Origin of the sequence: Porphyromonas sp. oral taxon 275, assembly GCF_018127745.1 — a bacterium.
Classification (GTDB): Bacteria; Bacteroidota; Bacteroidia; order Bacteroidales; family Porphyromonadaceae; genus Porphyromonas.
The window spans coordinates 253,817-277,988 of the sequence record NZ_CP072333.1 but is presented as its reverse complement, the minus strand read 5'-3'; the positions used below and the strand labels follow the sequence as shown (position 1 = coordinate 277,988).

The following is a 24,172-nucleotide window of genomic DNA, read 5'->3' as shown; positions in this document are numbered from 1 at the left end:
TTTGGGATAGGCGGTGGGGGGATATCTGTGTACTTTTCTTATCTTTGTGAAGGCTTTGTGCTCACCACACATTCTGTGTGCCGTGTGGTGGGCTTAAAAGGGAATCGAGTGTGAATCTCGAGCAGTCCCGCTGCTGTGTGCATATCATACAGCTTAGCTCCGAGCTCCGAGGCTGATGAGGCTGGGGAGCGCCACTGGTGGTTCTGTGTCACTGGGAAGGTAGGGGCTGAGACAAGGTATGCGAGCCAGAAGACCTGCAAGGCCTATCTTATGCTTCGAGGAAAGCTACAGCTGTGACCGAGCCCGCAAGGGGGCGGCGCGCTGGAATTGATTCCCCAAAGAGGGTGCTCACTCTTTCAAATCAAGGGAGCAAGTCGGTTCTTGCCGTATAATTTAGTGGATACGCCTCAGGTGGAGTGTCATGGTGGACGGGCATCGCTCGGCCTACGCGTGGGCTCCTTCCTGAGGCTTATTCATTCTATCCAGTGCGGGCGACAGCTACGATCCGCACGACTACTCGCCGCCCTTAGCCCAAGTCCTCGACTGGGCTCCTCCCCTACCCGAGACCTACAGCCTATCATTCCACACCACCATCCTATATATAAGTAAGGAGGGGTGCCCGCTCTACAGTATAGAGCGGGCACCCCTCCTTGGGCCTTAGGACGCGCAGGCTAGCGCTTAGGCTTATAGTTCAGCACTCGTAGATCCGTCACCGTGCTCTTGAACTGCCCAGCCTCCTCAAGGGGGAAGACCAGCGTACGTACATAGAACATACGGCCACGCTGGGGCACCTGGTAGACCTCGGGGGCAAACTTGTCAGGCGCCTCGTACTGCTGGTCGAGACGAAGTGCGGGATCTCCCCCGACAGGCTGCGCGTAGAGCGTCTGACGGCTGAGGCGCTCACGCAGGCGGCCATCGACGTAGAGGCTCGTACCCTCATTGTCGCCCTCGATGGTGATCGTCACCTTGCTACCCGACTGAGGCAGGCGGTAGCGGAAGGTATTGAGATAGCCATCACGCGCGAAGCCTAGAAGGCCCTGACGCGGATCCGAGAGGTAGACCTTAGCCGTGGGGCTCGAGAGGAGCACCGTGCCCTTAGCCTCCTCACGGGGCTCGACGGTGAAGCTCACCGAGTAGTCGTAGCCGATCTCGGGGAGCTTAGTGCCGAGCTTCGCCCCTGGCTGCAGGCGTTCCAGATGCAGCACCTCACGCTGCTCGCCCTTAGCCCACAGGCCGAGCTCATGCACGCCGGGGGCCTCGCTGAGCGTGGGGCTCAGGCGCTGCATAGTCTCGTAGGGTACAGCGGTCTTGCCTGCCGTCCAGGTCTTGAGCGCCATATAGGGCAGGGCGTGCATGATGCGATGGTGGATATCCTTGACCGAGATCCCATTGCCGTAGTGGTCATTCCACACGGCGAACATCCCCCCGAGGATGCAGCTGTCCTGCTCCTCGAAGCGCGTGCTGCGATCCATCAACGCTGGGGTGTACTTATCGTAGAGCAGCTTGGTGTCTAGGTAGTCATAGTAGTAGCCCGCCGCAGGGACGATATAGGTATAGCCGTCGGGAATGCTGACCAGGCGCTGTCCCTCCTTGCGCGCTGCCGAGGCATCGAGGAAGTCGCGCGACCAAGCCAGGACGACAGCCTTATCCAGCTTGACGGGCGTCTTGCCGTAGGCGTGCTTCAGCGACCCCCAGAGGTAGGCCTGCTTGCCGAAGCTCTCCACGTAGCGCACATAGCGGTCGGTGAAGGCACGGAACTTCTCACGCAGCTCCTCGGTAGCATTGCTATACTCGTCGGTACCGATATTGAAGTGCTTGCTGCGGAAGACGGGATTGGGGCCCGCGAGGTACTCGCGGAAGAGCGCATCGATGAACTCGTAGGTCTTCGGATTGAAGATGTCCAGGTGGTCATCCCCCTGATCCTTGGACGCAAGCTCGGGACGGTAGTGTGCGAAGGCCAGCGTATGGGCGGGGACGTCGATCTCAGGGATGATGTCCACGTGCTGCGCCTCGGCCTGCAGCTGCAGGTCGATGAACTCGCGCTTAGAGTAGGAGGCGCCCTTAGGTGCTAGCCCAGGGAAGGTCGTGCTCTCGAGGCGGAAGGCTGCGGAGGTCTTCGCCCAGTCGTTGCCGAAGTACTGCTTGAAGCCATTGTCATTGAGGTGCAGCTGCAGCGTATTCATCTTGTAATAGGCGAGCACCTTGACCAGCTGACGCAGGTAGTCGATGGGGATGTACTTGCGCCCTACGTCCAGCATAAAGCCACGCAGCGCATACTGCGGGATGTCGGTCGTGCTGCCCTGGGGGAGCTGACGCTGAGCATCCTGCTCCGAGAGCTGGAGCAGCGTACGCGTCGCCCAGTAGGCGCCCTGCGCGGTGCGGGCACGGACGGTCGTCTGCTGACGGATATCCAGCTGGTAGCCCTCCTCTCCGAGGGAGCTATCGCTGCTGAGGGCAAAGACGATGTCCCCAGCCTGTGCCCGTCCCGAGACGAGCTGCAGGCGCTGGCCAAACATCTGTTGGTAGTCGGCGGCGAGCGCCTCGGCAGCAGAGCGGAGCGCCTTGGACTTCGAGGCGAGGACGATACGTCCCGAGGGGCTGAACTTACCCTCGCCCCCCTGCCAGCTGGTGAGCTCGGGGACGACGAAGGGCTTGGCATTCTGTGCCAGAGCCTGCAGCGGCAGGAGTGCAGCCGCCGCAAGAAGAGATAGCGTGTAGTACTTGATCTTCATTAGGAAGGAGATAAGGTAGAGTCACCTGCCGCTCAGCGTAGCAGCGCTCCTTGTCCTCTAGACTTAGGCAGGCTCAGCTGCAGGCGGCACGCTTGCCAGCCCAAGCCCTGAGGGACTAGAGCCTCACACCCGTACGATGGGCTGCGAGGGACTCGGGTAAGAGGTATAAAGAGAGCGAGCCTGCGACCGCCCCCCCGAGAGGGGAAGTCGTAGGCTCACTAGGGTATGCGGATCAGTGGAGCGCGCGGCTACTTGCTCTTGGCATAGTAGTCACCATAGCCGTAGTTGTAGCCGTACTTGCTGCTGAGCTGGTCGACGCCGTTGACGACGTAGGTCATCTGGCGATACTTGTTCTCGCGGTAGAAGCGCTCCAGCTCGGGGAGCAGGCGCTTATCCAGTACGCCGACACGTAGGACGAAGAGCGTCATATCCACCACCTCGGTGATGATGCTGGCATCGGCCACGATCTCTGCAGGCGGGCAGTCGATCAGGATGAGGTCGTAGTGCGGGCGCAGCTGATCAAGGAGCTCGGAGAGGCGCTCGGTCGAGAGCAGCTCAGCGGGGTTAGGCGGGATGATCCCTACAGGATAGATATCCAGCCCCGGCATATCGGGATGCGTGTAGCGCAGCTCCGAGATCTTACTGATCTCCCCATTGAGGAAGGAGGAGAGCCCGGGCTTGGGGCGGTTGATGTAGAGCGAGAGCAGCGCTCGGCGTAGGTCAAGGTCCAGGACAGCGACACGCTTGCCCTTGAGCGCAAAGCTATTGGCGAGGTTCAGCGTGATGAAGGTCTTACCGCTGGCTGGATTGATGGAGCTGAGCATGACGACCTGGGCACGATCCTTCGGGAGCATGTACTGGATATTCGTACGGAGGATGCGGAAGGCCTCGTTCATCTGGTCTCCACCCGCTGCCGTGACCACCACGGGACGCACTCTATTGGAGTCGTGGGGCAGGCGGCCAAAGCGCTGTGCCAGGCGCGTCCTCAGGCTACGATACTTATTCATGTCGGGGATCTGCCCGAGGTAGGGTATCGAGAGGACCTCAGCATCCTTACGGCCGCGGAGCTTTGTATCGAAGGCGTCAATAGCGAAGATGGCGACAGCAGGCAGGATAAGACCGAGCACGAAGCTCGCCAGGAGGATGTTGCGCGTGATGGGCGAGGAGGGCTTACGCGAACCCATAGGGGGCGTGATGACGCGCGTATTGTAGGCAGCGAAGGACTGCTTGAGCTGCGTCTCCTCACGCTTCTGCAGCAGGTAGAGGTAGAGGGCCTCCTTAATCTTCTGCTGACGCTCGATGGAGATCAGATACTTGGCCTGCTCGGGGCTAGAGGCAATGCGGGAGGTATTGCGCTGCTCGCTCGCCTGAAGGCTGTTGATCTGCGTGGAGAGGGAGACGATGACGTTATCCAGGCTCTTGGACACTGCGCTACGGAGCTCGGTGAGCGTATGCTCGAGGTCCAGCACGCGGGGGTTCGCCTCACTACTATTGGCCTTGAGACGGTTGTAGAGGATGAGGTTCTTGTTGTACTCGCCAATGAGGCTCTCTACATGATCGCTACCGATGCCAGAGTTGGCAGGCAGCACGCGCCACTGGTTACGCTCGTCGAGGATGTAGGAGCGGATGTAGCGCGCCATAGAGATCTGGTTGCTCAGTAGGAGAAGCTGCGCTTCGGCGTCCTTGCTCTTATCGAGGACGAGGCGGGTGACCTCATCGACGTTGGGCAGGAGGTTACGGCTCTTGAACTTAGAGATATCCCCGTCGACTGCACCCAGGTCACGCTGGATGACATCGAGACGCTCATCGATGAATCGTGAGGTCGAGACCGCGACCTGGTTCTTGTCCTCCACCCACAGCTCGTTGTAGACCGAGACGATGGTAGAGAGGATGTCCTCGGCACGCTGGGCGGAGACGTCGTTGTAGGTCAGCTGGATGACGGTAGACTTATCATCGACCAAGGTTCCCTTCAATCCTGAAAGCACCCCATTGGCGGTATCGTCGATGCGAGCGATGGAGACCTTGACCTCCTGAGGGAGCTGAGCGGAGACGCCCTGCACGGGGAGGACGAGGAGTCGACCAATAGGGCTCTTGATGGTGTCGCCATAGCGCGCCTTGATAGGTGCCTGCTGGAGCTTCTCCCCTGCGGAGACGAACTGATCCAGCACCAGCCCCCCATCCGTAGAGGGGCTGAGGACGAGGCTACTCCCCTCCTCGGGATCATGGTCGAGGAGCTGCAGGCGCAGCGGTAGCTCGGTACCATAGAGCGTATGGGAGCGTAGACCCGTGCGGACACTGTAGTTGACATTCAGTCCAAGGCGACGTACGACCTCGGTGATGATGACGGGCGACTGGATGGTGATCAGCTCATTCTGCACCTTCGACGAGCCCTGGAAGAGGCCGAGGTTCTGGAAGGCGCTAAGATCCCCAGTGGAGGCACTGTTTTCCTTATCCTCCTTGATCAGGATAGAGGTGGAGCGTGTGTAGACTGGCTGCGTGATGCTGAGGTACAGCATCCCCAGCGACAGGAAGATCACCAGTGAGAGCAGGAACCAGCGCCAGTGCGAGAGGAAGAGCTTAAGGAGATCGGGGAGACTAATGGAGGACTCCAGCGACTCCGGCTGCTGCATTTGGTCGGTATTCATGTAGAGCTAGTATTAACGACGGATGATGAGCAGTGCTACGCTGGTAGCGAGCGAAGCCAGCGAGATCCAGAAGGACGTCGAGAGGACATTGTTTCCATTGACCGTGGCCTGGCGCGCACGATAGTTATTAGGGTCGACATAGATGACGTCACCCGCTTTGAGGTAGTAGGCTGGGGAGGCCATGAGATTACTCGCCGAGCGCAGGTCGAGGCGGTAGGCCACCTGCTGATCCCCCTCCTGGCGCAGGAGCAGGATGCGGTCACGACGTCCGTAGATCGTGAGGTCCCCCGCGAGGCTGAAGGCATCCAAGATGGTCATCTTATCACGGTCGAAGGCGTAACGCCCTGGACGCTGTACCTCACCCAGGATGGACACGTAGAGGTTGGTCATCTCTACCGTCACCACGGGGTCCTTGAGTAGTCCACCCGCGATGATGCGCTGCTTGATGTCGGTGGCTATCCCATGTCTATCCTTACCCGCTACCTTAATACGTCCCAGCACGGGGAAGTCAATCGTACCATCAGGAGCTACAACATAGGTCGACACCGAAGGATTAGTACTGCCAAAGCCACTCTCCATCCCCACGCGGTTGGTCACCACGGGGAGGTTGAACTGCGTAGCAAGCTCGGGGTCCTTACTGCTGACGACGATGGAGATGCGGTCATCGGGGGCGACGCGGAGTGCGGGGGCACGCTGCGCCAGTTCAATCACCGTCATGCTATCCTGATCGACTTGGGTCAAGTCCTGCATGTAGAGCACCTCGCGGGCGCTACCACAGGAGGTCAAAAGGAGGCCGCCCATCAAGGCTAGGGCGTAGATCAACGTTCTCATTTGTACACTTTCAAATTATGCGGGAGCCGAGGGACAGAGGCTAATTACCCGAGCCCAAGAGGTCTACCATAGAGCCCAAGGAAGCAGCCCCAGCAGCAGGGTAAAGCGCTACGCACAGAGCTGCATAAAGACTCAATTCGGCTACTAAGAAAAGAAAAAAAAGGGACTTAGCCCACTTAGATGGGCTAAGTCCCTTTGTCTAAGAGCCTAGCGGGCGGGCTGAGACCTCGTGCGACGGGTAAGCTAGCACAAGGCTCACGGCCTCATCAAGCTACTGGCATCCCTCGGTAGCGACCTCTGGAGCGATCTTTTTGACGAGCCCCTGCAGGACGGCACCTGGGCCTACCTCGATGAAGGTCGTAGCACCGTCAGCGACCATGGCACGGACGCTCTCCGTCCAGCGTACGGGCGCTGTGAGCTGAGCGATGAGGTTCTTCTTGATGCCATGGGTGCAGTTGACTGCGCTAGCGGGGACATTCTGATAGATGGGGCAGCGGGGCTTGTGGAACTCGGTGCCCTCGATGGCGCGCTGCAGCTCGAGGCGTGCAGGCTCCATCAGTGGGGAGTGGAAGGCACCCCCGACATTGAGCTTGAGGGCGCGCTTAGCACCGGCCTCCTTGAGGAGCTCGCAGGCCTTATCGACACCTGCGACAGTCCCCGAGATGACGAGCTGACCAGGGCAGTTGAAGTTCGCCGCGACGACGACCTCATCCTGAATGCTCGCCACGATCTCCGTGACGCGCTCGTCGGGCAGGCCAAGGACGGCTGCCATCGTGCTGGGCTGCAGCTCACAGGCTGCCTGCATCGCCAGCGCACGCTTGGACACGAGGCGCAGACCGTCCTCGAAGCTCAGGGCTCCAGCAGCCACCAGCGCGGAGAACTCACCCAGCGAGTGACCAGCGACCATATCGGGCTGGAACTCGTCGCCGAGGCAGAGCGCACGGATGACGGAGTGGAGGAAGACGGCGGGCTGCGTGACCTTGGTCTGCTTCAGCTCCTCGTCCGTCCCGTCGAACATGATGTCCGTGATGCGGAAGCCGAGGATCTCGTTGGCCTTCTCGAAGAGTTCCTTCGCTAGGGGGTGGCTCTCGTAGAGCTCCTTCCCCATGCCGACGAACTGTGCGCCCTGACCGGGGAATACATAAGCTGTTTTACTCATTTACTTCTATATCTATATACCTTGATGATTGTGCTTAGACCTGCTCCAGCGCCTTGGTAAGGATATGCCAGCAGCGCTCTACCGAAGCTATGGAGACGCGCTCGTCGGGCGAATGCGGAGCGCGGATATCGGGGCCGAAGGAGATCATATCGGCCTCGGGCATGACGCCCTGCAGGATGCCGCACTCCAGCCCAGCATGGATGATGGTGACCTCGGGCGTCTGGCCCGTCACCTCCTCGTAGGCCTTTCGCAGCGTCCCGAGGATGGGCGAGGAGGCGTTGGGCGCCCAGCCACCGTAGCCTGCCGAATAGTCCACCTCGGCGCCTGCGAGGTTGAAGGCGCTCTCGATGGCACCAGCTACCTCCATCTTGCGGCTATCCGAAGAGCTGCGCACGAGGAAGGTAGCCGAGAAGTGCCCTGCCTCCAGCAGCACGCGCGCCATATTGGTCGAGGACTCGACGATACCGGGGAACTCGGTGAGCATGCTCTGGGGGCCGTTGACGCAGGCCACCACAGCATTGATCAGTGCATCCTGTATCTCCTCGGGGACGACTGTGGCGGGGAGCTCGGTGCGCTCCAGTGTGAGGCTGATCGTCTCCTCGACGCCGCGGAACTCTACCCGCAACTGGTCGGCGAAGTCGGAGGCGAACTCCCACAGCCCATCGGCCTCAGCCTCGGGGATCGTGACCACGGCGAAGGCCTCACGTGGGATGGCATTGCGCAGCGAGCCGCCGTCGAAGCTGACGAGGCGGGCACCATAGCTAGCGATGGCCTCCTTGAGGAAGCGCGCCAGCTGCTTATTGGCATTAGCACGGCCGAGGATGATATCCGTCCCCGAGTGCCCACCCTTGAGTCCCGTCAAGGCGATGCGTACAGCGATGTCGCCCTCGGGGGTCGGCTCCTGATCCTTGTACTCGAGCGAGACCTTGACATCCACGGCACCTGCACAGCCTACGAAGAGCTGCCCCTCGTCCTCGCTATCGAGGTTGATGAGGATCTGCCCCTTGGAGAAGCCGGGCTGCAGGCCGTGCGCCCCGACCATGCCGACCTCCTCGTCGATGGTGAAGAGGGCCTCGATCGGGCCGTGGCGGAGCGTGTTATCCGCGAGGACTGCCATCATGTAGGCTACCCCGATGCCGTTATCCGCGCCGAGGGTCGTATCGCGTGCCGTGACCCACTCGCCGTCGATATAGGCGTCTATGGGGTCGGTGACGAAGTCGTGCTGCACGTGACTATTCTTCTGTGGCACCATGTCGAGGTGCGCCTGTAGCGTCACGACGGGGCGCTGCTCCAGGCCTGCCGTAGCGGGCTTGTGCACCAGTACATTCCCCACAGCATGCCGCTCGGCCTTGAGCCCTAGACGGGCGGCCAGCGCTAGGACATAGTCCTGAGCGGCGAGGGTATGCCCCGTGGGGCGAGGGATCTGCGTCAGATCGTAGAAGTAGCCCCACACGGCGGCGGGCGCTAGGGTCTTAATCTCTGTTGCCATAGTCATTCATTATTAAGGTGTAGTATGCTCCGTGGCGAAGCGCTGGCGCACGTAGTGCCTGTTGATGATCGGGAGCGCAAGGATAGCGATGAGCCCGCAGAGCGTGATCCACAGGGTCTGTGCCGTGTGGACGATGAAGGCGAAGTCCTGCGCGGGCTGCAGGGCCATGCCGAAGGTGGTGAAGGTCGCGATGACGGCCGCATGCCAGGCGCCCATCCCTGCCTGCACGGGTACGATCACCGACATGCTGCTCAGGGCAAAGGCGATGCCAGCGACCGAGAGGGGCAGGTGCTCCGTGGCGGGGAAGGCGAAGAGGGCAAAGTAGAAGTAGCAGAAGTAGCCAATCCAGATGAGCACCGTCAGCAGCAGGAAGCGCCCGCGGTGGGGCATCTGGCGTATACTCATCCCGCCCTGCCACAGCTGGCGGAGGAAGTGCGCCACGCGCCCCTCGGGGCGATAGCGCAGCAGCCACGCCACCAGCGCCACGCTCCCCAGCCCGAGGGCGATGAGGACGAGCATCCAGGGGCTGTGGGCAAAGCCCACCAGCGCCTCGAGCACCTCGGGGTGCTGAGCGAAGTAATCTCTAAAGAAATCCGTGCTCGAGGCCACGATCCCCACGAGGATCAGCCCCAGCATGAGGACATCCACCAGACGGTCTACGATGAGCGTACCGAAGAGCTGCGCGAAGGGGATCTGCTCCCTACGCTCCAGCTCGACGCAGCGCCACACCTCGCCCGAGCGAGGGATGCCCATGTTCACGGTGTAGGAGCCGAGGACGGTGCAGATGGTATTGATACGCCGCGGCGGCGCGCCGTCCGTCGCCAGTGGAGCCACGAGCAGCTCCCAGCGCAGACCACGACAGAGGTTGCTCATCAGGCCGAAGAGGAGGCTGAAGAGGAGTACTGGGTAGCGTACCTCGCTGCTCAGCGTCTGCCCCAGCTCGCGCCAGTCGGTCTCTCGGTAGAGTCCCCAAAAGCCCAGCCCGCCGATGAGCAGCGGGATGACGACCCAGAGGACGGCCTTTGTCGTAGGATTGGTCTTCATATCTGTGTATGTGCTCTCTGCCGCGCTGGGGTCTGCACCGAGGCGGCGGGCACACAGCTCCTTATGCTATTATATATATGCCTTGGCAGAGGCAAATGTACTAAGTTTTCGCCATTCACCCCGCAGCGCCCTGCCGCGGCCTCCTACGAGCGGCTCCTCCAGCAGCCACGACCCAGCGCCTCAGCCCCCAAGACAAGACAGCCGACCAGGCCGCCCCCGAGCCGCCACCTCAAGCTCGTTCGACCGAAGCCCTCCCCTAACCTACCAAGCTAGGATACGCAGGTAGGGAGCAGGCCTAGCGTATCAGTAATGCCGCCCCGATTGGACGGCCTTTTACCCTTACAGTCGAATGCAGAAGCGCTCATAAGACGCGGTGCAGCCATCCCATCCTAGACCAAGCTCTTCGCCCTCCCCTACCCAAGGCAAGCCTCCCGCTATCAGGCAAGGAACCCAAGCACCCGCCCCCTGCTCCGTGAGGGATATCAGTGGGCGTGCTGACTGACGTCCCTCACGCCCGTCACTGACGCCCCTCAGAGCGCCCACTGGTATCCCTCCCGAGGCCTCCTCCTATAGTCGCAGGAAGCAGCGGCAGGAGCAGCACGCTTTGCTTGGCTTGACGAGGCGCAGATGAGAGCTCCTTAGGCGGCGAGCATACCTGAGCTAAGCCTCCCGTCTCGTCTAGCGACATGCTTCGTCTTGGGTTGCATTGGGGGCGCTTGGGAGCTACTTCGTCCCCTGCAGAAGGCCCAAGGCGAGCAGCGAAAAGGAGCGCTTCGCAGCGCCCCTCGAGCTTGACCCTCAAGCTGCTAGGTGCTGACTATCGTCTAATTGTGGTATTTTAGCGCTCTACAACAGGACTAAGCATTCACCACGATACATGCAGCAAGTAAAAGCAAAGAAAGCCCTCGGGCAGCACTTCCTCACCGACCTCAGCATCGCCGAGCGCATCGCCCGCTCCCTCGAGGACTACCGTGAGCTACCTATCCTCGAGATAGGCCCTGGGATGGGCGTCCTCACCCAGTACCTCCTCGCCCTAGGCTTCGACACGCGCGTCATCGAGCTCGACCAGGAGTCCGTGGCCTACCTCGGGGAGCACTTCCCTCAGCTCGAGGGGCGCATCATCTCGGGCGACTTCCTCCAGCTCTCCATAGAGGACTATATGCCCAATGGACCCTTCAGCCTGATCGGCAACTACCCCTACAATATCTCCTCTCAGATCTTCTTCCGCCTGCTCGACTACCGCGAGCGCATCCCCTACTGCGCGGGGATGCTGCAGCGCGAGGTCGCCCAGCGCCTGGCCTCCCCTCCGGGCAACAAGGACTACGGCATCCTGAGCGTGCTGCTGCAGGCCTGGTACGACGTCGAGTACCTCTTCACCGTCGACGAGCACGTCTTCAATCCGCCCCCCAAGGTCAAGAGCGGCGTCATCCGCCTCATCCGCAATCAGCGCCAGAGCCTCGGCTGCTCGGAGAGCCTCTTCAAGACGGTCGTCAAGACGGGCTTCAACCAGCGACGCAAGACGCTACGCAATTCGCTCAAGGGACTCTTCGGGCCCGACTACGACTACAGCGACCCGATCTTCGGCAAGCGCCCCGAGCAGCTGGGCGTGGAGTCCTTCATCGACCTGACGCTACGCCTCGAGGCCCTGCAGGCTGCCCGCGGCTAGCACCTCAGCCCCGCCGCCCATCCACACACATCCGCTCAAGCTCTAGGGGGAGCAGCCCAGCGTCTAGCACGGCGCACGGCTGCTCCCCCTAGACTTTATCCTTCTCCCTTGCCTTAGCCCGCGCTCCCTCCCCTCGAGAGCGCTCCGAGAAGAAGGGCGGGGGCAAGGACGGAGCTGTATACGAGGTGCCCCAGGCTAAAGCGGCCGCACGACCCCAATCCCCCAAGGCCAGCCCTAAAGACAGCGCCCCCTGCAGTGCGAGACTGCAGGGGGCGCTGTGCATTGCCCGAGGGCAAGTTCTGTTTCTCTAGCCCAAACCTGGGCCGAGGGACGGCTAGCCGCCGAAGTCGTCGAAGAAGAGCTGCGAGCGCTCTACGCCGAGGTTCTCCAGCATCGCCTTGACGGCATTGGCCATGGGGCCAGGGCCGCACATGTAGTACTCGATATCCTCGGGAGCCTCATGATCCTTGAGGTAGTTGTCGAGGATGACCTGGTGGATGAAGCCGGTGTAGCCCGTCCAGTTGTCCTCAGGCTGAGGATCGGAGAGGGCGATGTGGAAGCTGAAGTTGGGGAACTGCTTCTCGATCTCGCGGAAGTCCTCTTCGTAGAAGATCTCCTTCTTGCTACGCGCGCCGTACCAGTAGGATACCTTGCGGCTCGTGTGGAGCGTGCGGAAGAGGTGGAGGATCTGGGCGCGCAGCGGTGCCATACCTGCACCACCACCGATGTAGAGCATCTCAGCATCCGTATCCTGGATATGGAAGTCCCCGTAAGGACCACTCATGCGCACCTTGTCCCCAGGCTTGAGGGAGAAGATGTAGGAGGAGGAGATCCCTGGCGAGACGTTCATCCACTTGTGCGTCGCGCGGTCCATAGGAGGCGTGGCGATACGCACGTTGAGGGTGATGATGTTCCCTTCGGCAGGATAGTTGGCCATAGAGTAGGCACGGATGGTCTCCATGTCGTTCTTACACGTCAGGCTCCACATATCGAAGTGATCCCAGTCACTGCGGAACTTCTCATCGATATCATAGTCCGAATACTTGATATCGTAGGGAGGGATGGTGATCTGTGCGTAGCTACCGCTCTTGAAGTTCATGACCTCGCCCTCAGGCAGCTTGACGACGAACTCCTTGATGAAGGTAGAAACGTTGCGGTTGGAAATGACCTCGCATTCCCATTCCTTGACGCCGAAGACCTCCTCGGGGACGATGACCTCCATGTCCTCCTTGACCTTGGTCTGGCAGGCTAGGCGCCAGTGCTCGGACTGCTCCTTGCGGGAGAAGAAACCCTTCTCCGTGGGGAGGATCTCACCGCCGCCCTCGACGACGCGGCAGCGGCACTGACCGCAGGAACCACTACCACCGCAGGCGCTGGAGAGGTAGATATTCTCACTCTGCAGGGTGTTCAGCAGGGTACCCCCGATGGGCACCTCAGCCTCCTTCTCCCCGTTGATGGTGAGCTTGACATTGCCCGAGGGGACGAGCTTGCTCTTAGCGACGAGCAGCACGATGACGAGCAGCAGCGTCAGCAGCAGGAAGACTGCTACGCTGATGAGTATGATGGTTGTATTCATTACTTAGAGACTTCGCTATTACATCTTGACACCCGAGAAGCTGAGGAAGGCCATACCCATCAGCGCCGTGATGATGAAGGTGATCCCTAGACCACGCAGGGGCTTGGGTACGTCCGAGTACTGGAGCTTCTCACGGATAGCTGCCATACCGACGATAGCCAGCATCCAGCCGATACCGGAGCCGAAGCCATAGACGGTAGCCTCCCCGATAGTGGGGAACTCACGCTGCTGCATGAAGAGCGAGCCCCCGAGGATAGCGCAGTTCACAGCGATCAGCGGGAGGAAGATCCCCAGCGAGGCATAGAGCGAAGGGCTGAAGCGCTCGACGAGCATCTCTACCAGCTGCGTGAAGGCAGCGATGACAGCGATGAAGATGATGAAGGAGAGGAAGGAGAGGTCGATGCTCGCAGCCTCAGGACCGAGCAGCCAGTCGAGAGCTCCCTGCTTGAAGACCTTGGTCTCCAGAAGGTAGTTGATCGGCAGCGTGAAGGTGAGGATGAAGATGACCGCTAGTCCCAGACCAAAGGAGGTCTTTACGTTCTTCGATACCGCCAGGAACGAACACATCCCTAGGTAGTAGGCGAAGATCATATTGTCGACGAAGATCGACCGGAAGAATAAGGCTAATGTATCCATTCTTTCTTGATACTACTGGTAGGCGTGGGAGATGTTAGTTTTCCTGCAGCTCCTTGTTGTAGGAGCGGTGGATCCAGATGAGGACAGCCACGGAGATGAGTGCCATCGGGGGCAGGATCATCAGGCCATTATTGACGTAGCCATGGATACCATCGGTAGCGTAGAGCGACTGAGGGATGACGTGGAAGCCCAGCAGCGTCCCCGAGCCCAGTAGCTCACGGAAGAAGCCGACGACAGCCAGCACGATGGCGTAGCCGAGGCCGTTACCGACCCCATCGAGGAAGGACTCCCAGGGACCATTACCAAGGGCGAAGGCCTCCAGACGACCCATGAGGATACAGTTGGTGATGATCAGCCCGACGAAGACGGAGAGCTGCTTGCTGACGTCGTAGGCGTAGGCCTTGAGGACCTCACTGACCAGCGTCACGAGCGTAGCGGCGACCACCAGCTGTACGATGATGCGGATGCGGTTGGGGATCCCCTTACGCAGGAGCGAGATCACCACGTTGGCGAAGGCCACGACGATGGTCACCGACAGCCCCATGACGAGGGCGGGCTCCAGCTTGGAGGTCACAGCAAGGGCGGAGCAGATGCCGAGCATCTGCACCATGATGGGATTGTTCTTGCTCAGCGGACCGAGAAGGGTTTCTTTATTCTTTTTATTCCAGAGAGACATAGCTACTGAGCGTTATAGGTTTCGAGGAACTTTTGGAAGGGAGCGAGGCTATGGTGCAGCATGTCGTGGACGCCGTTGCTGGTGAGCGTACCGCCCGAGATGCCGTCGACATAGTCCTTATCGTCCACCTTCTGCCCGGGCTTGACGACAGCGATGCCCGTGAACTTACCTTCACGGAAGAGCTGCTTGCCCTGGAATTCGGCAGAGAAGTGCGGCGTAGAGATCTCGGCACCGAGCCCTGGGGTCTCCCCTGCGTTGCCGAAGTCTGCTCCCGTGACCGTAGAGTGGTCAGCGGCGTCTACCGCGATGTAGCCCCAGATCTTATTCCACAGCCCAGCGCCGTTGAGCGGCAGGACGTAGACGGTCTTACCCTCGACCTGAGCGACCCAGACGGGCAGGTCACGCTGCTCGCCCTTGGCGATGAGCTTGTAGTCGAGCTCGGTATTGGCGTTGAAGGCTGCGCTCTTACCGATCTCCCCGCCCTCGAAGGACTGGACGACCTGTCCCTCGGCGTTGACTAGGAGTTCCTTCTTGATCAGCCCCTCGTAGGTCGAGATGACATCGGCCTTGGAGGGCGTCTGCCCGAGGGCGCGCAGGATCTGCTCCATCTTATCGATACGAGCGTTCTCCTCCTGCGAAGGCTTGAGCAGGATGTTCGCCCCGGCTAGGAAGACCGCGGCGAGGATGACCATCACGGATGCGTAGATGATCACGTATGAGTTCTTGTTTGTATCCATCGTGTGTTGCTGCTGTCTTAGTTCTTAGCTACTGCGAGACGTGCCTTACGCTTGTTGACGTTGCGCTCTACGACGATGTAGTCGATGAGGGGAGCGAAGGTATTCATCAGCAGGATGGCGAGCATCATACCCTCAGCGTAGCCCGCATTGAGCACACGGATGAAGACGACCATGACCCCAACGAAGAAGCCATAGACCCACTTACCCGCCTCGGTGCGTGCAGCCGTCACAGGGTCGGTAGCCATGAAGACGATCCCGAAGGCGAAGCCCCCATAGAGGAGATGGTGCAGTGCCGAGACCTGCATGGCAGGCGTAGCGCCGATAGCGTTGAAGAGCGAGGCCATAGCGAAGACCCCTACAACGCCCGATACCATGATCTTGTAGCTAGCGATCCCCGTGAAGATGAGGATAAGGGCGCCGATGAGGATAGCCAGCGTGGAGACCTCACCTACAGAGCCAGGGAGGAAGCCAAGGAAGGCATCCCAGTCGGTGAGTGCACCGCCGAGCGTGTTGTGGATGTCAGGCAGTGCGTCCTTGGCAGCAGCGATCTGCCCCAGAGGCGTAGCGCCCGAGAAGCCGTCCACGACCTTACCCTCGCCACCGAAGCCGAAGCTCGAGCCCAAGCGTACCCAGACGCTGTCGCCCGACATAGCTGCGGGGTAGGAGAAGAAGAGGAAGGCACGCGTCACCAGCGCGACGTTGAAGACATTGTAGCCCGTACCACCGAAGACCTCCTTAGCGAAGACCACAGCGAAGGCCGTAGCTACAGCGATCATCCACAGGGGCGTCTCCACAGGGATGATCATGGGGATCAGAATCCCCGTCACCAGGAAGCCCTCCTGGATCTCCTCATGCTTGAGCTGAGCGATGATGAACTCGATCCCCAGACCCACGACGTAGGAAACCACGATCTGTGGCAGTACCGAGAGGAGCCCGTAGAGGAAGGTAGCCCAGAAGCTGGACTCCTGCCCGATGGCTATATTGTGCTGCAGCCCGATGTTGTACATCCCGAAGAGGAGTGCAGGTAGCAGGGCGAAGATCACCACGCTCATCGTGCGCTTGCTGTCTATGGCGTCATGCACATGCACGCCACGACGCTTCGAGGTCGTGTTCGGGACGAACAGGAAGGTCTCGAAGCCATCGAAGACAGACTCCAAGGCCGCGAAGCGACCACCCTTAGTGAAGGCTGGCTTGATCTTATCGATTTGTTTTCTTAAAGCGTTCAAGGTCGTTGTCCTTTAATAAGTGAAACCTGGGGGTTAGTTCATTTCCTTGTAGAGCTCATCCAGCCCCTGGCGCACGAGCTGCTGCAGGGGTATCTTGGACGTGTCCACGAACTCGCAGACCGAGAAGTCCTCGGGCGCCACCTCGTAGATACCACGTGCCTCCATATCATCGATATTGAAGGCGATGAGGCTCTTGAGTAGGAACTCAGGGTAGATGTCCATAGGGAAGACGCTGTCGTACTGACCACTCATGATCATGGCGCGACGTCCACCCTTGATACGCGCATCCAGCGCGTACTCCTTACCTGGCATCAGCCAGGAGAAGTAGGTGCGGCTCATGCTGAACTGCTTGAAGCGAGGCAGTGCCCAGCCCAGCACCTCGTGCTGGTCGTCCCCCTCGGGGATGATGGTGATCTGGTCGATGCCGAAGCTCATGCGCTCGTGGGCCTCATCTACCTTCACCCCAGTGAAGACATCACCCTCGATGATACGCTCGTGGCTGTCCTTCTTCGCTAGACGCCCTGCGAGCACCTCCTCGAAGCGTGCCCCAGGCAGCACCTTGACGTAGCCCAGCTCCTTAGCCTCCGAGCCCGTCAGGGCAATGGTGCGGGAGAAGTCTACGCGACCCGTCTTGAGGAAGCGGCCGATGACGAGGAGGTCCGTAGCCTTGAGCGTCCAGACGACCTCGCCCTTATTGACAGGTGCCGTGTGATTGATCAGTACGCCGACCAGCCCTGCAGGGTGTGGGCCACGTACCTCTACGCGCTCTACCGTGCGGATGCCCGTCAGCTCGCCCGTCCCGACGCCGAGGTAGACCTTACCTGGGGTCAGGCGCGTGAGCGCATCGAGTGCCAGCTGCAGCTCGTGCTCACGTCCTTTGACGAGGTAGGCGAACTTAGGCGCCAGCGGAGCCGTCAGGTTCGCCGTGACGAAGATATCACGGGGCGTATCCAGAGGGTTGGCGATGCGGTCGTAGGGGCGCTGCTTGAAGAAGCTGAACATACCACTCTCCAGCAGCAGCGACAGCAGCTGGCTGCGCTCCATGCTGAGGGCGTCAGCCGTGGCGTACTCCTTGTACTCGATGGTCGCCTCGGGGCGTACCTCTACGCTGAGTACCTTGCGCTTCTCGCCTCTGTGGACGGCGACGACCTCACCGCTGACGGGGGAGGTCAGTTTGAGCTCGGGATGAGCCTTATGCGCCAGCAGAGCTTCCCCTGCCAGCACGCGCATCCCTGGCTGAACGATCACCTTGGGGACAAAGCCCACATAGTCCTCGGGGACGACAGCGTAGGAGCTAGCTGCAGCCACTGGTGCGAGCTGTTCCTCAGGTGCCTTCCCTTTCAGATTGAGCGTGAGCCCCTTCTTTATCGTGATAATGTTCGGCATAACACGTGAATGATGAATTGTTTAGTTAAATTATTTGGATACAAAAATACGCATTCTTTAGCATATATACCTAGAGCTAGGGACGGGCTCGGGCCGAGGCGTCCTCACTTTTAGGTAAGCGCCGCCCTCGGATTAGTCGCGCTGGAGCTCCGATCTTAGCCCCCAGCTACCCCACCCCAGCCCTCCGCCAGCCTATATATAAATAAGGAGTAGCCGAGTGCCGCACCTCAGGGGAGCTTCCCCGAGCCTCGGAGCCACCGCCGACAGTTCGCCTAGCCTCTGCCGCGAAGCGCCCCAGCGAGCTGAGGGATAGAGCACGTCCAGCCGAAGGATAAGGGGCAGCGAAGCGACAGCCTAGGGGGAGGGAGCAAAGTAATATAATATTGCGGGGAAAGCAATATAAGAATGCGCAGAAAGTTATATAATATTCGGGCAGAAGTTATATAACAATCCGCCCAAAGTAATATAACTTCTCCCGCCCCACCTTAGCTCGGCCTCCCGCCGCAGCCTAGGCGGCCTCCGCTCGGGGACATCCCTCGTCCTAGCGTGCGCCCTGGCGGCGCACGCTGGAAGGTAAGTTGCAGGCGGCTCGGGCGCTGCAGCTCGCTACGCGCAGACCAAAGAACAAAGTATACCCCCCGAGGCAGATATGCAGGGCTACCCGTAGCTCCCACCCGTCCTCAATAGGCTGCGAATAGACAGGCAAGCCCCTCGGGGGCGACCCATCCAAAGCCCAGGGTGAGGGAAGGCTGTAAGCCTGACGGAACCCTGGGTAGAGGTCTGATATTATCAAGAAGCCCCTCGGGGGCGACCCACAATACGATCGAGGACTACGGCTAGCTTAGTGCTACGATGCTCCGAGCCTATTGAGGGTCGCCCCTGTAGGGCTCTGCCCTTGTGGCTGCAGCTTACCCAGGGTTTGGTCGCCCTTGCAGGGCTGCGCACCCTGGGCTTTGAGTGGGTCGCCCCTATTGGGGCTTAGCACCGTCGGAGAGCCGTAGGCAAGCAGCCGAACAAGCACCTCCCTACACTCTTGCCTCCCAAGGCTAGCATAGAGGAGCCCCCACAGCCACCGAGCCAAGGCTATTCCCCCTAAGCTCCTGCCTCTAAGGCTAGCACAGAGGAGCTCCCCACAGACACTGGGTCAAGGGAGTATTCCAGCCTGAGTACCACCAGGCGCACAGCAGAGGCGGGGCGGGGCGCTCGGCGGCGCTTTGCGATATCCTCACTACCTTTGCGTTATGGCGAAGAAAAAGACCATTTACCACTGCGCAGAGTGCGGAGCCCAGTACCCCAAGTGGCAGGGCTACTGCTCGCAGTGCGGCACGTGGAACAGCATAGAGGAGGAAGAGATCGTCGTCAGCAAGAAGGAAACGACCCCTGGCTACAGCCCCAAGGCAGCTCCCAGCGCGCGCCCCGTGCGTCTAGCGGACATCCAGCACCGCGAGGAGCTGCGCATCGACATGGGCGATCCCGAGCTCAACCGCGTCCTCGGCGGCGGGCTCGTCGAGGGCGCCTTCGTCCTCATCGGGGGCGAGCCCGGCATCGGCAAGTCTACGCTGGTGCTGCAGACCGTCCTCAGGCTGCCGCTACGCACGCTCTACGTCTCGGGCGAGGAGAGCCTCAACCAGCTCAAGATGCGCGCCGACCGTATCGGCGGCGGTAGCGGCGACGACATGATGATCTATGCCGAGACGAGCCTAGAGAAGATCCTCCACACCGCCGAGGAGCTGCAGCCCGACCTCCTCGTCATAGACTCCATACAGACCATACAGACCGAGCTCAGCGAGAGCTCCCCAGGCAGCGTCTCGCAGATACGCGAGTGCGCCACGGCCCTGCTCAAATACTGCAAGACCGAGGGCGTGCCCGTCATCGTCATCGGCCATATCACCAAGGAGGGCAGCATCGCAGGGCCCAAGGTGCTGGAGCACACGGTGGACGTGGTGCTGCAGTTCGACGGCGACAAACACTACATGTACCGCATCCTGCGCGGACAGAAGAACCGCTTCGGCAGCACTGCCGAGCTGGGCATCTACGAGATGCGTCAGACGGGTCTGCGCCCCGTGGAGAATCCCTCCGAGCACCTGATGACCAGCTCCGACATGCGCCTCAGTGGCGTGGCTGTAGCCGCCGCCATGGAGGGCGTGCGCCCCTTCCTCATCGAGACGCAGGCCCTGGTCAGCTCGGCCGTCTACGCCACCCCGCAGCGCTCCTCCACGGGCTTCGATACCAAGCGTATGAACATGCTGCTGGCGGTGCTAGAGAAGCGTGCAGGCTTCAAGCTCATACAGAAGGACGTCTTCCTCAACATCGCTGGCGGCATCCGCCTCAGCGACCCCGCCAGCGACCTGGCCGTCATCACGGCCGTCCTCTCCTCTAGCCTCGACCTAGCACTCCCCGAGGGCGTCTGCCTCACGGGCGAGGTCGGGCTATCGGGCGAGGTACGTCCCGTGGCGCGCATCGAGCAGCGTATCCTCGAGGCCGAGCGTATCGGCTTCCGCGCCATCCTCCTGCCCGAGGGCAACCTCAGCCACATCGCCGACGCCCCAGGGCGCAAGATCCGCCTCGTAGGGGTCAAGACCGTGGAGGAGGCCTTCCGCCTGCTCTTCCGTCGACAGCCCACCGAGACCGATGCCCCCTAGACCCTATAGACACATCACCTATTATATACGAAGATGAAGATACAGACCTCTAGCCTCAGACGAGCCGCGGGCATCGCCCTCGGTGCTCTTGGCCTCCTCCTCGGCACAGCGCCCCTCACGGCGGCTCCTGCCGACAGCCTCCGTCTGATCCCACGTCCCGCCTCCATCACCTGGGGCGCAGGGCACGCTCAGCTCCCCACGACCCTGACGGTCTCGCCGCTCCTGCCTCAGGTCATCCAGACCCAGCTCAGCCAGCAGGCGGGGATCAAGGTCAAGGCCACGACCAAGGCTCCTCTGCTCTCTGTGCGCCTGGATCGGCGCCTCGCGGGACGCGAGGCCTACCGCCTCAGCGTCGGCCCGCGCGGCATGCAGCTCCTAGCCAAAGACAGCAGCGCCCTCCTGCAGGGCGGGCAGACGCTGCTGCAGCTCGTCGGGCAGTACGGACGCCGCCTGCCGCAGCTCTCCATCACGGACTCGGCACGCTTCGCCTGGCGCGGGATCATGCTCGACGTATCGCGCCACTTCATGTCCGCCGACTTCATCATCCAGCTGCTGGACGAGATGGCGCGCTACAAGATGAACCGCTTCCACTGGCACCTGGTCGATGGCGGCGGCTGGCGCTTCCCCTCGGAGAAGTACCCCCTGCTGACGAAGAAGGCCGCCTGGCGCACCATCGCCGACTGGGACAGCTGGTGGCAGCACGATCGCCGCTTCGTCGATGAGGGCACGCCCGGAGCCTACGGCGGCGCCTACACCAAGGACGACATCCGCCGCGTCGTAGCCCATGCCGCCCGCCTCGGCATCACCATCGTGCCCGAGATCGAGCTCCCGGGGCACAGCAATGAGCTGCCTGCCGCCTACCCCGAGCTGACCTGTAAGGGCAAGTGGACCTTCGACGCTACGGACGTCTGCATCGGGCGGGAGAGTACCTTCCGCTTCTTCGAGGACATCCTCGGCGAGGTGCTGGAGCTCTTCCCCTCCTACTACATCCACATCGGTGGCGACGAGGCCGCGATGAACCACTGGGGCAGCTGCCCCGACTGCCGCGCCCGCATGAAGCAGGAGGGCCTCAAGGACGAGCACGAGCTGCAGAGCTACATGATCCGCCGCATCGAGCGCTACCTCAACGGCAAGGGCCGCCAGCTCATCGGCTGGGATGAGATCCTGATGGGCGGCCTCGCCCCCAACGCCGCCGTGATGAGCTGGCGCGGTGAGGAGGGCGGTATCACCGCGGCCAAGGCAGGGCACAAGGTCGTCATGACCCCAGGCAACTACGTCTATCTCGACTTCTACCAGCGTGAGAGCAAGGGCGAGCCCCGCGCTATCGGCGGCTTCACCCCACTGGAGAAGACCTATTCCTACAACCCCACCCCCGCCGTCCTCAGCCCCGCCGAGCAGCAGTACATCCTCGGCGTGCAGGGCAACCTCTGGACGGAGTACGTAGAGGACGAGCAGCACGCCGCCTACATGCTCTTCCCTCGTCTGCTGGCTATCGCCGAGATCGGCTGGACGCCTCAGGCGGAACGCAGCTACCCCGACTTCCTACGCCGCGTAGCCGCCCAGCTGCCTGGGCTGAAGGCTCGAGGCATCAATAGCTACCCGCTCAAGCGTATCGCCGTCTACAGCGAGATCGACACGGCACGCCGTGAGGTAGCGCTGTGCCTCTCCAGCGAGCAGCCCTCGGCCGAGATCCGCTACACCACCGACGGCACGATGCCCACGGCCTCCTCGCGCCTCTATACGGGCGAGCGCATCAGCTCGCGCGACTCCATCCTGCTGGTGGCACGCCTCTTCCGTGACGGCAAGGCACTGGACTTCCCCGAGGTCAGCTACCGCACGGACTACCACCTCGGTATCGGCCGACCTATCTACTACAATGAGGGCTGCCAGTGGAATCCCAAGTATCCCGCAGGCGGCGCCCGCGCTCTCGTAGACGGCCTACGTGGCACACCGACCTACCTCGATGGCCTCTGGCAGGGCTTCACCATGCCGCTGGACGTGACCGTCGACCTTGGGGAGACGAAGGCGCTACGGCATGTCTTCGCCAAGTTCATGCAGGAGAAGATGCAGTGGGTCTATATGCCGCACCACGTCGAGCTGCTCCTCAGCGATGACGGGACGAACTGGCGCAGCCTCGGCCAGCGCGTGACGACGACCGACGACGGGGACTTCCTCCCGAGCTTCGAGACCTTCTCCTTCCCCATCGCCGAGCGGGCTCGCTACGTACGCGTCAAGGCCGCTAACCAGCGCTCCGCGGGGCACTTCATCTTCCTCGATGAGCTGGTCATACAGTAGCCCCAGGGCTATGTGGGCTTTTTAGCCTAATTTTGCCCTATACATAGGTATTCGAGTGGAGGCAGGTCGAGGTCAACGCCTCAGCCTGCCTCCTTCTTCATCCGAGACTAATGACACAAAGGACAGAGCTCTCCGAGGCCCTCTTCGAGCGCGCCTCACAGTATATCCCCGGCGGGGTCAATAGCCCCGTGCGCGCCTTCCGCTCGGTAGGCCTGACGCCGCGCTACATAGAGCACGGCAAGGGGGCACACATCTACGACGTCGATGGCAACGAGTATATCGACTACATCTCCTCCTGGGGGCCCCTACTCCTCGGGCACGCCTATCCGCCCATCCTCGAGGCGATCGAGCGCGAGCTGCATCGCGGCACCAGCTACGGCGCCTGCAATGCCCGCGAGGTCGAGATGGCCGAGCTGATCTGCACGCAGTTCTTCCCCTCCGTGGAGCGCGTACGCATGGTGAACTCGGGGACCGAGGCTACGATGAGCGCCGTGCGTCTAGCGCGTGGCTTCACGGGCAGGGACAAGATCCTGAAGTTCGAGGGCTGCTATCATGGGCATGCCGACAGCTTCCTCATCTCGGCGGGCTCGGGGCTGGCGACCTTCGGACAGACCTCCAGCGCAGGCGTCACCGCCCGTACAGCAGAGGACACACTGGTCGCTCAGTACAATGATCTCGAGAGCGTCAGAGCAGTGCTCGAGGCACACCGCGGGGAGGTCGCCGCGGTCATCCTCGAGCCCATCATGGGGAACATGGGGCTCATCCCTCCCCAGCCGGGCTTCCTCCAGGGGCTACGTCAGCTCACCGAGGAGGAGGGCATCCTGCTGATCTTCGACGAGGTCATCAGCGGCTTCCGCGCAGCACGCGGCGGGGCGCAGGAGCTCTACGGCATACGCCCCGACCTGACTTGCCTGGGGAAGATCATCGGCGGTGGGCTGCCTGTGGGCGCCTTCGGAGGTCGCGCCGACATTATGGATAGGCTTGCCCCGCTGGGCAATGTCTATCAGGCAGGGACGCTCTCGGGCAACCCACTGGCTCTGGCAGCTGGTATCACGATGCTACGTGAGCTCGCCGCCCCCGACTTCTACGAGCGTCTGGAGGCGCAGGGCCTTGCCTTCGAAGCCCGCATCCGCCCCATCCTCGAGCACTACAGCGATCGGCTGAGCTACAATCGCGTGGGCTCGCTCTCGACCATCTTCTTCCGTCCTGGCGGCGTCCGAAGCAACGCCGAGGCGCGTGAGAGCGACACCGAGACCTATGCGCGCTACTTCCGTGGCATGATCGCCCGCGGCATCTACCTACCGCCCTCCCAGTACGAATGTATCTTCCTCTCGATGGCGCACAGTGCTGAGGACTTCGACCGCACGGCCTCGGCCATGGACGAAGTGCTACGCGAGGTGCTGGGCTAGCCAAGAGACATCACCCCGACACT

General features: G+C 61.3%; 16 protein-coding genes and 1 riboswitch. Of the genes, 4 read left to right on the top strand and 12 right to left on the bottom strand.

Going from position 1 to position 24,172, the window contains the following annotated elements:
* Window positions 1-58: 58 nt before the first annotated feature.
* A riboswitch (cobalamin riboswitch) is annotated at window positions 59-277 on the top strand.
* 394 nt (window positions 278-671) lie between these two features.
* The 6 genes from J4862_RS01035 to J4862_RS01010 form a co-directional block, all read right to left on the bottom strand.
* Window positions 672-2,732, bottom strand: a complete 2,061-nt coding sequence (locus J4862_RS01035) for a family 20 glycosylhydrolase (protein ID WP_211788898.1) — start codon at window positions 2,730-2,732, stop codon at window positions 672-674.
* Window positions 2,733-2,980: 248 nt separating this feature from the next.
* Window positions 2,981-5,377 carry a polysaccharide biosynthesis tyrosine autokinase gene (locus tag J4862_RS01030; RefSeq protein WP_211788897.1) on the bottom strand — a complete coding sequence of 799 codons (2,397 nt, stop codon included), beginning with the start codon at window positions 5,375-5,377 and terminating at the stop codon, window positions 2,981-2,983.
* Between the two features lie 12 nt (window positions 5,378-5,389).
* Window positions 5,390-6,208, bottom strand: coding sequence for a polysaccharide biosynthesis/export family protein (locus J4862_RS01025; protein ID WP_211788896.1), 819 nt, complete (start codon window positions 6,206-6,208; stop codon window positions 5,390-5,392).
* A gap of 271 nt (window positions 6,209-6,479) precedes the next feature.
* Complete coding sequence (fabD, locus tag J4862_RS01020; protein ID WP_211788895.1) at window positions 6,480-7,367, bottom strand: ACP S-malonyltransferase; 888 nt, start codon at window positions 7,365-7,367, stop codon at window positions 6,480-6,482.
* Between the two features lie 34 nt (window positions 7,368-7,401).
* Window positions 7,402-8,856 carry an aminoacyl-histidine dipeptidase gene (locus J4862_RS01015; RefSeq protein ID WP_211788894.1) on the bottom strand — a complete coding sequence of 485 codons (1,455 nt, stop codon included), beginning with the start codon at window positions 8,854-8,856 and terminating at the stop codon, window positions 7,402-7,404.
* A 12-nt stretch (window positions 8,857-8,868) separates the two neighbouring features.
* Window positions 8,869-9,900, bottom strand: a complete 1,032-nt coding sequence (locus J4862_RS01010) for a lysylphosphatidylglycerol synthase transmembrane domain-containing protein (RefSeq protein WP_211788893.1) — start codon at window positions 9,898-9,900, stop codon at window positions 8,869-8,871.
* Window positions 9,901-10,777: 877 nt separating this feature from the next.
* Between J4862_RS01010 and rsmA the strand changes: the two genes are divergently transcribed.
* The gene (gene rsmA / locus J4862_RS01005) at window positions 10,778-11,566 is read left to right on the top strand and encodes a 16S rRNA (adenine(1518)-N(6)/adenine(1519)-N(6))-dimethyltransferase RsmA (RefSeq protein ID WP_211788892.1); all 789 of its coding nucleotides are present in this window, start codon (window positions 10,778-10,780) and stop codon (window positions 11,564-11,566) included.
* 334 nt (window positions 11,567-11,900) lie between these two features.
* Here the strand turns inward: rsmA and nqrF are convergent, their stop codons facing one another.
* The 6 genes from nqrF to J4862_RS00975 are packed head-to-tail and all read right to left on the bottom strand — an operon-like array spanning window position 11,901 to window position 17,803.
* Window positions 11,901-13,142, bottom strand: coding sequence for an NADH:ubiquinone reductase (Na(+)-transporting) subunit F (nqrF, locus tag J4862_RS01000; protein ID WP_211788891.1), 1,242 nt, complete (start codon window positions 13,140-13,142; stop codon window positions 11,901-11,903).
* 18 nt (window positions 13,143-13,160) lie between these two features.
* Entirely contained in the window at window positions 13,161-13,778 is a 618-nt protein-coding gene (nqrE, locus tag J4862_RS00995; RefSeq protein ID WP_211788890.1) for an NADH:ubiquinone reductase (Na(+)-transporting) subunit E, read from the bottom strand.
* A 34-nt stretch (window positions 13,779-13,812) separates the two neighbouring features.
* Window positions 13,813-14,454 (bottom strand): NADH:ubiquinone reductase (Na(+)-transporting) subunit D, encoded by a 642-nt coding sequence (nqrD, locus tag J4862_RS00990; protein ID WP_211788889.1) that lies wholly within the window; start codon window positions 14,452-14,454, stop codon window positions 13,813-13,815.
* Window positions 14,455-14,456: 2 nt separating this feature from the next.
* The gene (gene nqrC / locus J4862_RS00985; RefSeq protein ID WP_211788888.1) at window positions 14,457-15,191 is read right to left on the bottom strand and encodes an NADH:ubiquinone reductase (Na(+)-transporting) subunit C; all 735 of its coding nucleotides are present in this window, start codon (window positions 15,189-15,191) and stop codon (window positions 14,457-14,459) included.
* Window positions 15,192-15,208: 17 nt separating this feature from the next.
* Window positions 15,209-16,417 (bottom strand): NADH:ubiquinone reductase (Na(+)-transporting) subunit B, encoded by a 1,209-nt coding sequence (locus J4862_RS00980; RefSeq protein ID WP_211788887.1) that lies wholly within the window; start codon window positions 16,415-16,417, stop codon window positions 15,209-15,211.
* 33 nt (window positions 16,418-16,450) lie between these two features.
* Window positions 16,451-17,803 carry a Na(+)-translocating NADH-quinone reductase subunit A gene (locus J4862_RS00975; RefSeq protein ID WP_211788886.1) on the bottom strand — a complete coding sequence of 451 codons (1,353 nt, stop codon included), beginning with the start codon at window positions 17,801-17,803 and terminating at the stop codon, window positions 16,451-16,453.
* 1,241 nt (window positions 17,804-19,044) lie between these two features.
* Here J4862_RS00975 and radA point away from each other — a divergent pair.
* The 3 genes from radA (at window position 19,045) to hemL (ending at window position 24,149) form a co-directional block, all read left to right on the top strand.
* Complete coding sequence (gene radA / locus J4862_RS00970; protein WP_211788885.1) at window positions 19,045-20,445, top strand: DNA repair protein RadA; 1,401 nt, start codon at window positions 19,045-19,047, stop codon at window positions 20,443-20,445.
* A gap of 33 nt (window positions 20,446-20,478) precedes the next feature.
* Window positions 20,479-22,740: a family 20 glycosylhydrolase gene (locus J4862_RS00965; RefSeq protein ID WP_211788884.1), complete on the top strand. Its 2,262-nt coding sequence runs from the start codon at window positions 20,479-20,481 to the stop codon at window positions 22,738-22,740.
* A 110-nt stretch (window positions 22,741-22,850) separates the two neighbouring features.
* Entirely contained in the window at window positions 22,851-24,149 is a 1,299-nt protein-coding gene (gene hemL, locus J4862_RS00960; RefSeq protein ID WP_211788883.1) for a glutamate-1-semialdehyde 2,1-aminomutase, read from the top strand.
* Window positions 24,150-24,172 lie beyond the last annotated feature (23 nt).